Here is a 12,998-nt window from a genome sequence, read left to right as displayed (position 1 = left end):
GTACGGGCTCGGGCTCGAGCAGTGGTACGAGCCCGAGCCCGAGCGGTGGTACGGGCTCCGGCTCGGGCGGAAGTACGGCCACGGGTGCGCCGCCCGTGGCCCTCGCCGCCTGGCCGGCCCTGCCGCCCATCCAGCGTGCGACGGGTGACGGACGAACGGGAGTCGCGGACGCCGGTTTCGGCGGACGGCTCCCGACGTGGCAGAACCCGTCGTTCACAAGGGCGCCGTCACCCGGGATCCTCGACCCGGCGGCGGGCAGCAGCCTGCTCTCGGGGGCGTTCGCCGAGGCGGCCCCTCCTGTGGCGGGCCTCGAAGGCCCCCCGCGGACTCTGCCCACGCAGTCCTCGGCCGGCGAACCGGCAGTGCAGCGGACGCCGGTCGCGCCGCTGCGGGCGATACCGGAGGCGCCCGCGTCGTCGTCCACGCCCACGGCTCCCGCGGCGCGTACCCGGCCCCGGCCGGCCGGCACGGCCGCGACCGCACCGGACCCGGCCCCGGCGGCACCGGTCCAGCGGTCGCACACGGCCGCGGCGACGTCGTCCACCACTCCGGCGAACCCGCCCGTGCAGGCTCCACGTGGCATCCGGGCAACACCCGTACCGGCCGCGCCGCCCCGGCCGCGGTCCCCGCTGACCAAGGCCCCGACCGGGCCGGCGACCGTGCAGCGACGGACCCTGCCCGCCACCCGCCGCACCACCGGCCCCGCACCGGCCGCCTCGGGAGCGGCACCTTCGTCGGCGGACGGCGACCGGGGGGAACCCGGCTCGCCGTCCGCGGACGCCGTACCGCCCCGGCCGGCAGGGTCCGACCACCGGACGCCCGCGTCCACGACCACCCCGCCCGTCACCACCGGCGCCCCGGGCCGGCGGGCCGTGCCCCAACAGCCGAACGAGGACACCGCGACGTCCGCCCTCCCGGTGCAGCGCGCGGCGACCCGGCACGCTCCGAACGCCACCGACGTACAGCGCACGGCGCCGTCACCCGGCAGGAGCTCGTCCGGCACCGATACGCCGAGCCGGCCCGCCACCAGCGGACCGACCGGTACGCCGATACAGCGAGCGACCGCCCGGCAGGACGCGACGCCGACCCGGCGCACCGACCCGAACCCGCCCGCGCCCGGCAACAGCCCGGCCCCGGGTACGCCGGTACAGCGAGCGACCGCCCGGCAGGACGCGACGCCGACCCGGCGCACCGACCCGAACCCGCCCGCGCCCGGCAACAGCCCGGCGACCGGTGCGCCCGCACATCGAGCAACCCCCCGACACGGCACGACCCCGACCTCGCCCGGCAACAGCCCGGCCCCGGGTACGCCGGTACAGCGGGCGACCGCCCGGCAGGACGCGACGCCGCCCCGGCGCACCGACCCGGCGCCCAGCGCGAGTCGGCCCAGCGGCCGGGCAACGCCCACGTCCGGCGCCGACGCAGGGACCGGCGCTCCGGTGCAGCGCGCGGTGCCCGGAAGCAGCAGCCCCGCCCCGGCCTCCCGCACCTCACGCACCACGCCCCCCTCGGCACCGGCACCCAAGGCCGACCCCGTGGGCGACGGGCCCACCACGCCGACCGGCGCCACGACCGAGCTCCCGGTCCAGCGCGCCGTGCCCCAGAACGACCCCACCCCGGCGCCGCGCACCCCGGCACCGGCACCGGCACCGGCACCGGCACCCAAGGCCAACCCCGTTGGCGGGGGCCCCACTCCGCCGGCCGAGCTCCCGGTCCAGCGCGCCGTGTCCCAGAGCAACCCCGCCCCGGCCGACCGCGCGCCGCGCACCACGCCCCCGGCGCCCACCCCGGCCGCCGACCGGCCGACGCCGGGCCCCAGCGGAGACACGCCGACCGGCACCCCGGCCCAGCGAGCCGTCACCTCCGGCAACCGAGCAGCAGCCGCACCCGACCGCAACGCGACGACCGGTGCCCCCGTACAGCGCGCGACCGCGCGGCCCGACCACACCGCCGCGCCCCCCGTCCGCGCCGCTCAGCCCGACAGGGCGCCCGGCACTCCGCCTCCGCCGGTCCAGCGAGTCGTACCCCAGAAGGACCCCGCGCCGCACCCGGCCGACCGCGCCGCCGACACCCCGACGTCCAGTACGGCACCACGCACAGGCACAGGCACAGGCACCGGCCCGGACACGCGCCCCACCGCAGGCACAAGCCCCGTAACCCCGCCCGTGGTCCAGCGCTCCACGCGCACCCCCTCGGTCACGTCACCGAACGCCTCCACCGCCGCCTCGATCCCCGCCGCGTCGGAACCCACCCGGTCGAAGCCCGCCCCGGTGAAGCCCACCGCACCGACGCCCGCCCCGCACCACGCGCCCCGCACCACCGCGTCCACTCCCGTCCAGCGCTCACTCGCGGACACCACAGGCCCGACGAACACCGCACGACCGACGGACACCACAGGCCCGACGAACACCGCGAGCCCGGCGAGCACCGCACGACCGACGGACACCACACGACCGGCCACCGCCCCGACAAAGCGACCGGTGACCGCGACCGGGACCGAGCCCGGGACGGGGACTCCCGCCCCCCAGCACCCGGCGGCCGGCCCCTCCCCCCTCCCCCCGGTCCAGCGCAGCACCACGCCACCCCGGGTCGGCCTGGGCGCCCCCACCCCGTCCGTACCGCCCACCGCCGGACGGCAGCACCCCAACCCCTCGGCCACCGCGCCCGTATCCCCGGCCGCCGGCCCTGCCTCGCGCCCCACCACCCGGCGTTCCCCGCTCGGCGCCCCGCTCACCGCCCCGCCCGCGGACGCCAGGCCACTCGGGAGCCCCACAGCACCGCCCCCCAACACCACCCGCGCCGACAGCAGGCACGCGCCGGTCCAGCGAGCCACCGCGCCCACACCCCCGCCCGCCCAGCGGTCGACCACCACCCCCACGCCTCCCCCGGCGTCGTCCCACGCGACCCCCCGGCGCTCCCCCCTCGGCGCCCCTCCGGCCACCGCGCCGACCGACGCCCAGCCACTCGTCGGCCCCACCGCACCGAGCGCCACCCACCCCCCGGTCCAGCGGGCCATCACCCCCACAACCGTCACCCCCACAACCGTCACCACCACGACCTCCACCACCACCCCCCTCAAGGCCCCCGTCACCCCACCTCCGGCACCACTCCCCACATCAGCCGCCCTGCCTCCCTCACCCCTGGCCTCTCCCTCCCCCCTGCCCTTCCCCTCACCCCCGGCGTCCCCACCGCCTCCACCCACGCCAGGCGCTCCCTCCATCCCCACGGTCCAGCGCGCCGCCGCCACCCCCGGCCCCGTGCCCCTGCGCCGACCCGCCCCACTCGGCAGCACCACCGCGCAGACGCCCCTCCCCGTGGCCCCGCTCACCCCACCCCCGGCATCGGCGCCCCCGCCGGCCCTGCCGATCCAGCGAGCCACCGCCCCGGCCCCGGCGACACCCGCAGCGGACACCGCCGCCTCCACCTCCGCGGCGCCCCCCGTCCAGCGCCTCCCCGGACGCCATGCGACCGGCGCCCTCGCCGCCTTCGCCGCGGCCACCGCCGGCTCCGCCCTGCGCCGCCTCCAGGAGCGGGCGTCCCAGCACACCCCGCCGCCGGACGATCCGCCGCCCGCCTACAGTCAGGCCGCGCAGCCACCCGGCAGCCCGCCCCCGTACTCGGCGATCCCCGCCTCCCGCCCCGCGGGGGCACCGGAGCCGCCACCCGCGTACACGGCGGTCCCCGACGGCGCGCTCGACCCGCGCAAGCTCACCGAGTTCCAGCTCGACGAACTGGCGCACCGGCTCATCGGCCGCGTCACCCGTCTCGTCCGCACCGAACTGCGCATGGACCGCGAACGAATCGGCAGACTCCGCGACCCCCGCGGCTGACCGACCGCCACGGACCGACCAGCCACCACGAACCGGCCCCCGGCCGGTCGGAGAAGCGACACCACGGCAGACGACAGAAAGGCCCACCCCCGATGCCCCGCCAGGACCCGGGCTCCACGATCTGGTTCTCCCTCACCATCGACGGCGAGAGCCTCGGACACTTCAACGGGTGCGAAGGCCTGTCGTCCCAGGTGGAGATCGAGCAGCGGCAGGAGGGCGGCAACAACGGCTTCGTATGGCAACTGCCCACCCGCGTGTCCTTCTCCAACATCCGGCTGACCCGGCCCATCACGCCGGACACGGCCAAGGTCGCCAAGTGGATCTCCTCCGTGCAGACCGGCATCAACCGGCCCACCGCACAGATCTCGGCGCTGCGCGCGGACGGGTCGCTGGTCGCTCGCTGGGGGCTGATCGACGTACTGCCCGTCAGCTGGCAGGGCCCCACCCTCGACCCCAACAGCCCGGCCGTGGCGAACGAGGTCCTCGAGATAGCCCACCACGGCTTCACCGACTGACGGCGCCGAGGAGCAGAGAGGAAGACCCATGGCAAAGAGCAGCAAGGGCGCCGGCAAGAGCCTGGTACGCGCCAACCTCGCCATCCACGAGCCGCCCACCGGCAAATCCACCACCCCCGGTGCGCTGATCCGAAGGTTCCCCTTCGAGTTCAACCCGGCCCAGTTGTCCATCAGCCAGCGCACCCAGTGGATAGCCACCCCCACGGCGGCCGTGCGGGAGGCCGCGAAACCGGAGTTCCAGGGCGCCGAGCCGCGCGAGATGACCCTGGAGATCTTCCTGGACTCCTCGATGAAGCCCGGCGGCAACACCGTGATGAAGAAGGTCGAGTCGCTGCTGCTCTGCTGCGAGGTGACCGCCAAGAGCCTGGCCGCCAAACAGCCGTCACCGCCCTGGGTGGTCTTCGAGTGGGGCTCGTTCTCCACGGCACGGTTCACCGCCTACGTCTCGTCCATCGAGACCCAGTACACGCTCTTCGGCACCACCGGCGTCCCCATCCGCGCCACCTGCCAAGTGGCGCTGGTGGAGATTCCCGGCCCGACCCCGCGCCAGAACCCGACCTCCGGCGCCCTCACCGCCCAGCGCGTGCACCGGGTCGTCGCGGGTGACTCGCTCCAGTCGCTGGCCTGGAGCGAGTACGGCAGCGCGAACGCCTGGCGCGTCATCGCCGAGGCCAACGGCATCGACGACCCGAACCACCTGCCGACCGGCACCGAACTCATGCTGCCCGCCACCGAGGAGGTGCCGCGCTGATGGTGCGTCCCTCGTTCTCCAGCATCGTCGAGGTGAAGATCGGCGGCGCGAAGCTGCCCGACACCATCGCCCCGATGCTCACCGACGGCTGGGTCGACCAGGGCGTCAATGTGCCGGCGGCCTTCCGCCTCACCTTCCGCGACCCCTACCACCGGCTCCTCGACGAGCTGAGCGTGGAGTTCGGCAGCAAGGTCGTCATCACTCCGATCGCCGACGGACACGGCAAGGGCAACCCCCTGCTGACCGGTGAGGTCACCGGCCTGGAGACCGACTACGACGGCACCGGCAGCTTCACCGTCATCCGCGGCTACGACTACGGGCACCGGCTGATGCGCCAGCGCCGCGTGGCCGCGTACCGCAATCAGAAGGCCTCCGACATCGCCCGCAAGATCGTGGGCCTGGACGGCGTCTCCATCGGCCGCATCCAGGCGACCAAGGGCACCTACGGGTTCATCAGCCAGTCCAACGTCACGGACTGGGACTTCCTCTCCCGGCTCGCCGACGAGAACAACATGGTCATGTACCTGGACTCCAAGGGGAAGTTCCGGTTCGTCACCCCGAAGCCGTCGGCCGGCGCGCCCTCCCCGAAGACGGACGGCGACCAGAGCACCTTCGTCCTCCAGGCCGGCCACGACATCCTGCGGCTGCGGGCCGCCGTCACCGCCGCCGACCAGATCGGCAAGGTCGAGTCACGCGGCTGGAACGTCACCACCAAGAAGAAGATCACCGAACCCGCCCCCGCCACCACCGACCCCGGCATCAGCATCGGCTGGACCCCCGGAACGGCCGCCGGCAAGTTCAAGCCCGGCAAACTCGTCGAGACCGCCAACCCCTACGACAAGCAGGACGAGGTCCAGCACGCCGCGAAGGCCCTCGCCGCCGACGTCACCTCCTCCTTCGCCGAGCTGGAGGTCGCCGTCCACGGCCACCCCGACCTGCGGCCCGGCGTCCCCGTCGCCCTCTCCGACGTCGGCAAGCCCTTCGAGGGCAAGTACACCGTCACCTCGGTACGCCACCACTTCGGCGACGGCGTCCCCTACCAGTCCTGGCTCACGGTCAGCGGCCGCCAGTGGCGCTCCCTGTACGGACTCGCCTCGGGCGGCAGCGGCGGCGCGGACCCGGCGAGCGCCGCCCGCCTGCCCAGCGTCGCCAACGCCATCGTCACCGACGTACAGGACCCCCTCAAACAGGGCAGGGTCAAGCTCCAGTTCCCCTGGCTCGACGACACCTACGTCAGCGACTGGGCGCGCAGCGTCCAGATGGGCGGCGTGGCGGGCGGCGGCGTTTTCCCCATGGACGTCGGCGACGAGGTCCTGGTCGCCTTCGACCGGGGAGCGCTGGACCACCCGTTCGTGATCGGCGGCCTCTACAACGGCCGGGACGTACCGACCAAGAGCGACGTGCCCCTGCACGACGGCCTGAAGAAGAAGGCCGTACGGCACACCCTGTCCGACCGCCAGGGCAACCGCGTCGACCTGCTCAGCCAGCGCACCGGCGGCCGCAAGCAGGGCGTCCGGATCGCCAGCGGCAACGACAGGCTGACCATCAACCTCGACCGCACCAAGACCGAGATCACCGTCGACAGCAAGGGCACGGTCAGCATCACCGGCAGCCGCTCGGTGTCGGTGGATGCGGGCACCGACCTGTCGCTCTCCGCCGGGCGCTCCCTGACCATCAAGAGCGGCGGCCCGCTCTCCCTCCAGGGCGGAAGCATGATCAACATGCGGAGCGCGGGCCAGATCGGGGTGAACGCGGCAGCCGCCCTGAACCTGACGGGAACCGCTGCCGTGACCCTGACCAGCCCGGCCATCACCAACATCACCGGCGGCACCACACTGCAGCTCAACTCCGCCTCGACGCGGGTCCTGGGAGCGGGCTTCTCGGTCCTGACCGGCAAGTTCAACTTCGTCTCGCCCCCCATGCCCGGTGCGTCATGAACCGTTCCCGAGGAAGGCAGGTGGCTCCCTGATGGCCGAACAGTTCGTCGGCTCCGGCTGGTCGTTCCCGTTGCGCATCGGACCCACCGGCGGCATCGCCCTCGTCAGCGGCGAACAGGAGATCGAGGAGGCCATGCGGCTGATCCTGGCCACCGCCCCGGGCGAGCGGCCGATGCGCCCCGAGTTCGGCTGCGCCATCCACGACCTCGTCTTCGCCCCGGTCAACGAGGAGACCGCCGGCCGCATCCAGCACGAGGTGTACGTCACCCTGGACCGCTGGGAGCCGCGCATCGAGGTCCACGACGTCGACGTCACCACCGGCGACGGCCAGAACGTCCTCTACATCGACGTCCGTTACTCGATCCGCGGCACCAACAACCCGCGCAGCCTCGTCTTCCCGTTCTACGTCATCCCCTCCCACGACGAGCCGGACCTCCCCGACGGTCCTGCCGGCCCCGCGGGCCTCCCGGGCTCTCCCGAAAGCGATCGCTGATGTCCCTGCCCTCCCCCAACCTCGACGACCGCCGCTTCCAGCAGTTCGTCGACGACGCCAAGCGCTACATCCAGCAGCGCGCCCCGGAGTGGACCGACCACAACGTCTCCGACCCCGGCGTCACCCTCATCGAGACGGTCGCCCACATGGCCGACCAGATCGTCTACCGCCTCAACCGGGTCCCGGAGAAGAACCACCTCGCCTTCCTCGACCTCGTCGGCATCACCCTCTTCCCACCCTCCGCCGCCCGCACGGACGTCACCTTCTGGCTGTCCGCACCGCACGAGGACGCCATCCTGGTCCCGGCCGGCAGCGAGGTCGCCACGCTGCGCACCGAACGCGACGAAGCCGTCGTCTTCGCCACCGAACGCGACCTCACCGTCGTACCGTGCTCGCTCAGCCACCTGGTGGTGCAGCGTCAGGGCGAACCCGTCACCGACCGCACCACCGACCTCGCCGAGGAAAAGGACGTGATGTGCTTCGCCGAGGCCCCGAGCCCCGGCGACTGCATGCTCATCGGCCTCACCGCCGCCGCCCCGCACTGCGCCCTCGCCCTCGAACTCGACAGCCGCGTCGACGGCGTCGGCGTCGACCCCCGCCAGCCACCCCTCGCCTGGGAGGCCTGGACCGAGGACGGCTGGCAGCTCTGCGAGGTCGACCGCGACGGCACCGGCGGCCTCAACCGCCCCGGCGACATCGTCCTCCACCTCCCCGGCGGCCACGTCCTCTCCCGCAACGGCGGCCACGAAGCCGGCTGGATCCGCTGCCGCGTCACCGAGCCCCTGCCCGGCCAGCCCTTCTACACCACCTCACCCACCATCCGCTCCGCCGAGGCCTACACCATCGGCGGCACCACCCCCACCCTCCACGCCGAGACCGTCCACGACGAGGCCCTCGGCGAGGCCACCGGGCTCCCCGGCCAACGCCTGCGCCTCGAACACTCCCCCGTCGTCGCCGGCGACCCGCCCGTCCTCCTCCAGACCTCCGCCGACGACGGCTGGCAGGACTGGCAGGTCGTCCCGCACTTCGCGGGCTCCCGCCCCGACGACCACCACATCACCCTCGACGCCGCCACCGGCGAGATCGCCTTCGGCCCCGCCGTCCGCGAACCCGACGGCACCCTGCGCCAGTACGGCGCCGTCCCGCCCAAGGGCGCCGTCATCCGCGCCCGCCGCTACCGCACCGGCGGCGGAAAGGCCGGCAACGTCGCCCGCGGCGCCGTACAGGTCCTGCGCACCTCCATCCCGTACGTCTCCGAAGTCGTCAACCGCGAAGCCGCCCGCGGCGGCGTCGACGGCGAGACCGTCGAAGAGGCCAAACTCCGCGCACCCATCACCCTCCGCGCCCAGGAACGCGCCGTCACCCTGCGCGACTACGAGGAACTCGCCCGCCGCGCCGCCCCCGAAACCGCCCGCATCACCTGCCTCGAGGGCAAGGAGAACGAATACGGCGCCCACGCCGTCCGCGTCCTCGTCGTCCCCCAGGCCGTCCCCGACCCCGGCGGCCGACTCCGCTTCGAACAACTCGTCCCCGGCGACGCCCTCCTGGAACGCATCACCCGCCACCTCGACGAACGCCGCCTCATCGGCACCCGCCTCGCCGTCGGCCCGCCCTACTACCAGGGCGTCACCGTCGTCGCCACCCTCCACGCCTTCCGCGGCACCGACGCCGACCGCGTACGCCGCCAGGCCCACGACGCCCTCTACCGCCACCTCGACCCCCTCACCGGCGGCACCGACGGCAAGGGCTGGCCCTTCGGACGCCCCGTACAGGCCGGCGAGATCTTCGCCGTGCTCCAGCGCGTCCCCGGCGTCGAACTCGTCGACGAGGTCGTCCTGCACCCCGCCGACCCCCTCACCGGCAAACGCGGCGACCCCACCAACCGCATCGACCTCGAAGCGCCCTCCCTGGTCTTCTCCTTCGACCACCGCGTCCGAGTCATCGGAGACGGCGCATGACGACCTCCGCGTACCGGGGCTCCCTCGACGGACTCGGCTCCTCCCTGCCCATCAGCTCCATGCTCCCGGCCGTCTTCGCCGACGACGACCTCGCCCAGCGCTTCGTCGGCGGACTCGACGACGTCATCGCCCCCATCCTCAGCGTCCTCGACTGCCTGGACACCTACTTCGACCCCGCCCTCACCCCGGCCGACTTCGCCCAGTGGCTCGGCACCTGGGTCGGCGCCGAAACCGACGGCACCGAACCCGAGGCCCGACTGCGCGCCGCCGTCGCCGCCGCCGCGAGCCTCCACCGCGTACGCGGCACCCGACAGGGCCTGTCCGAAGCGGTACGGCTCGCGTTCGGCGTCGAACCCGTCATCACCGAGAGCGGCGGCGCCACCTGGAACGCCCGCCCCCTCGGCCCCTTCCCCGGCACCCCCCGCCCCCGCCTCCACGTCACCCTCCGGCTGCCCGACCCGACCCCGGCCGACACCCACCGCCTGGACACCCTCGTCGCCGCCGCCCGCCCCGCCCACATGCCCTACACGGTCGAAGTGACCGCCTCCGAAAGGACCCCGGAGAGATGACCACGAAGAACTGCGCCGAGTGCGGAACCCGCGCGGAACCGGGCCAGTCCTTCTGCGACGCGTGCGGCGCCGTACTCGGCTGGGACCGCTCCAGCAGGCGCGACACGCCCGCCCCGGCGTCCTCCACCGACCAGGACCGCGGCTGGGACGCCTTCTCCCGCCCCGGCCCCGGCGGCACCGGCGTACCCCCCACCCGCACCACCCGCCCCACCCCGGACACCACCGACGAACACCCCGACACCACCGCACCAACCCCCCACGTACCCCACCAACGCGGCCCGGCGGACACGGACCCCAGCCACCCCGACGACTACGACACCGACGAGATCCCCCCCGTCACCGCGGCCACCCCCCCGCCGGAAACCCCCCGCACCACCGCACCCGGCCACCCGGACACCCCACCCCGCGACACCCTGTCCGACCGCGCCCGCTCCCTCCTCGTCCCCGTCGCCGACCCCGAGGCCGCGACCCCCGCACCACCCCCCACCGTCGCCCCCGTCCTGCCCGGCCGCCCCGACGCCGACCGCCCCCAGGTACGCGCCCCCGGCCAGCCCGCCGACACCGGCTTCGGCCCGCCCTGCCCCTGGTGCTCCACCCCCAACCGCCCCGACCGCCACTACTGCGCCCGCTGCGCCATGCCCCTGACCGGCGAACGCGGCGACCAGAGCCGCGCCCCCCTCCCCTGGTGGCGCCGCCTCTTCGGCGGCCGCCGCCGCGAGACCCCCTGGGCCGGCGACCGTCCCCGCCTGCGCCGCGTCTTCGACCGCATCGGCACCTGGATCACCGTCGTCGTGGTCGTCACCCTGGCCGTCCTCGGCTTCATGTACATCCCCGACGGCTACCAGGCCACCCGCGACCACTTCGCCAAGCGCGCCCCGGTCTCCCCGGACCAGATCACCGCCTCGCGCTCCTTCGCCGGCCACAAGCCACAGCTCGTCATCGACCAGCTCAGCAACACCTGGTGGGGCCCCGGCATCTCGGAGTCCGGCAAGGGCGAATGGATCGAGGTCACCTTCACCGAGCCGACCCGCCTGCTGGACGTCATCATCACGCCCGGCGTCTCCACCCGCACCAACCTGATCAAGGAATCGGCGCTCCCCCACCGCGTCAAGGCGACCATCACCATGAAGGACGGCACCACCAAGACCCGCGATCTCACCCTGGACCAGGGCGCCGGCGGCCAGCGCCGCCCGTTCCGGGTCGGCGAGGTCACCAAGGTCCGCTTCACCATCGAGTCGTCCCACGCAGCCTCCGCGAACAAGCAGGTGGCCATCGCAGAAATCGAATTCTTCGGCCCCTCCAGCGCAAACCGCACCTGACCGACACACCCGCCCCACACAAAACGGTCCCCGCCTGCCACAGGCGGGGACCGTTCTCACTTCCCGGAGCCCCCTGTCGGATTCGAACCGACGACCTACGCATTACAAGTGCGTTGCTCTGGCCATCTGAGCTAAGGAGGCACTCGCGCGCTGCGCGCGCGGAGGCTGCTCCACTGTACACAGAGCCGGTGAACGATGGGGTTCGAAAATTTCGGCGAAGTTCACAGCTCCGCAGGTACTGACAGATCAGGTGAACGCCAGGTACCGTCCTGCCCAGCTTCACTCGTGTGGACTACACCACCACCTTCCTACAACGGATCGTCCGGCACGTTCCTGCCGGTAGAAGGGGGCCCATTCACCATGGCCACTGTTACGTTCGACAAGGCGACCCGCATCTACCCGGGTTCCACGAAGCCCGCCGTCGACGGTCTCGACATCGCGATCGAGGACGGCGAGTTCCTCGTCCTGGTCGGCCCGTCCGGTTGTGGCAAGTCCACCTCGCTCCGCATGCTCGCGGGGCTCGAGGACGTGAACGGCGGCGCCATCCGCATCGGTGACCGCGACGTCACGCACCTGCCGCCGAAGGACCGGGACATCGCCATGGTGTTCCAGAACTACGCGTTGTACCCGCACATGACGGTCGCCGACAACATGGGCTTCGCGCTCAAGATCGCCGGCGTCAACAAGACGGAGATCCGGCAGAAGGTCGAGGAGGCCGCGAAGATCCTCGACCTCACCGAGTACCTGGACCGCAAGCCGAAGGCGCTCTCCGGTGGTCAGCGTCAGCGTGTGGCGATGGGCCGCGCGATCGTGCGTGAGCCGCAGGTGTTCCTCATGGACGAGCCGCTGTCCAACCTGGACGCCAAGCTCCGCGTCTCCACCCGTACGCAGATCGCCTCGCTCCAGCGCCGCCTCGGCATCACCACCGTCTACGTCACCCACGACCAGGTCGAGGCCATGACGATGGGCGACCGCGTGGCGGTGCTCAAGGACGGTCTGCTCCAGCAGGTCGACTCGCCGCGCAACATGTACGACAAGCCCGCCAACCTCTTCGTGGCCGGCTTCATCGGCTCCCCGGCCATGAACCTGGTCGAGGTCCCGATCACCGACGGCGGCGTGAAGTTCGGCAACAGCGTGGTCCCGGTCAACCGGGACGCCCTGAAGGCCGCCTCCGACAAGGGCGACCGCACGGTCACCGTCGGCGTCCGCCCCGAGCACTTCGACGTGGTGGAGCTGAACGGCGGGGCGGCCAAGACCCTGGCCAAGGACTCCGAGGACGCCCCGGCGGGCCTCGCCGTGACGGTGAACGTCGTGGAGGAGACCGGCGCCGACGGCTACATCTACGGCACGGTCGAGGTCGGCGGCGAGACGAAGGACCTCGTGGTCCGCGTCAGCAGCCGTTCGGTGCCGGAGAAGGGCGCGACGGTGCACGTCGTCCCGCGGCCGGGCGAGAGCCACGTCTTCTCGTCCTCCACGGGCGAGCGCCTCTCCGACTGACGAAACCTCTCGGCCGGGTGGATTCACCCGCGTTGACGAAAAGAGCCCCGCAGCCTGCTGCGGGGCTCTTTTCGTTGTCGACAATTATCCCGACACAACGGACGTTTCGAGCAGTGTGCGTCAACCCAC

Annotated in this window: 9 protein-coding genes and 1 tRNA gene; 9 read left to right on the top strand and 1 reads right to left on the bottom strand. The window is 73.2% G+C overall.

Features of this window, described 5'->3' with window-relative positions:
- Positions 1–95: 95 nt before the first annotated feature.
- The 8 genes from ACIGO6_RS16400 (at position 96) to ACIGO6_RS16365 (ending at position 11,372) form a co-directional block, all read left to right on the top strand.
- Positions 96–3,830, top strand: a complete 3,735-nt coding sequence (locus ACIGO6_RS16400; RefSeq protein ID WP_399876171.1) for a hypothetical protein — start codon at positions 96–98, stop codon at positions 3,828–3,830.
- Between the two features lie 92 nt (positions 3,831–3,922).
- Entirely contained in the window at positions 3,923–4,345 is a 423-nt protein-coding gene (locus tag ACIGO6_RS16395; RefSeq protein WP_399876168.1) for a phage tail protein, read from the top strand.
- 28 nt (positions 4,346–4,373) lie between these two features.
- Entirely contained in the window at positions 4,374–5,096 is a 723-nt protein-coding gene (locus ACIGO6_RS16390) for a LysM peptidoglycan-binding domain-containing protein (protein ID WP_399876165.1), read from the top strand.
- Positions 5,096–7,033, top strand: a complete 1,938-nt coding sequence (locus ACIGO6_RS16385) for a VgrG-related protein (RefSeq protein WP_399876163.1) — start codon at positions 5,096–5,098, stop codon at positions 7,031–7,033. Before ACIGO6_RS16390 ends, ACIGO6_RS16385 begins: the two co-directional genes overlap by 1 nt.
- A gap of 31 nt (positions 7,034–7,064) precedes the next feature.
- Positions 7,065–7,526 carry a GPW/gp25 family protein gene (locus ACIGO6_RS16380; protein ID WP_399876160.1) on the top strand — a complete coding sequence of 154 codons (462 nt, stop codon included), beginning with the start codon at positions 7,065–7,067 and terminating at the stop codon, positions 7,524–7,526.
- Positions 7,526–9,484, top strand: a complete 1,959-nt coding sequence (locus tag ACIGO6_RS16375; RefSeq protein ID WP_399876157.1) for a putative baseplate assembly protein — start codon at positions 7,526–7,528, stop codon at positions 9,482–9,484. The genes ACIGO6_RS16380 and ACIGO6_RS16375 overlap by 1 nt, the downstream gene beginning before the upstream one ends.
- Positions 9,481–10,053 carry a phage tail protein gene (locus ACIGO6_RS16370; protein WP_399876154.1) on the top strand — a complete coding sequence of 191 codons (573 nt, stop codon included), beginning with the start codon at positions 9,481–9,483 and terminating at the stop codon, positions 10,051–10,053. The genes ACIGO6_RS16375 and ACIGO6_RS16370 overlap by 4 nt, the downstream gene beginning before the upstream one ends.
- On the top strand, positions 10,050–11,372 hold the full coding sequence (locus tag ACIGO6_RS16365; RefSeq protein ID WP_399876151.1) for an NADase-type glycan-binding domain-containing protein: 1,323 nt from the start codon (positions 10,050–10,052) through the stop codon (positions 11,370–11,372). Before ACIGO6_RS16370 ends, ACIGO6_RS16365 begins: the two co-directional genes overlap by 4 nt.
- 67 nt (positions 11,373–11,439) lie before the next feature.
- On the opposite strand, the gene ACIGO6_RS16360 is transcribed toward ACIGO6_RS16365, so the two are convergent.
- Positions 11,440–11,513 (bottom strand) — tRNA-Thr (locus tag ACIGO6_RS16360).
- A gap of 219 nt (positions 11,514–11,732) precedes the next feature.
- Here ACIGO6_RS16360 and msiK point away from each other — a divergent pair.
- Positions 11,733–12,869 (top strand): diacetylchitobiose ABC transporter ATP-binding protein MsiK, encoded by a 1,137-nt coding sequence (gene msiK, locus ACIGO6_RS16355; RefSeq protein WP_399876149.1) that lies wholly within the window; start codon positions 11,733–11,735, stop codon positions 12,867–12,869.
- Positions 12,870–12,998: the final 129 nt, after the last annotated feature.

Source organism: Streptomyces sp. NPDC053750, from assembly GCF_044544295.1.
Taxonomy (GTDB): Bacteria; Actinomycetota; Actinomycetes; order Streptomycetales; family Streptomycetaceae; genus Streptomyces.
Note: the sequence above shows the minus strand (reverse complement) of the source record. Positions and strands in the feature narration are given on the sequence as shown.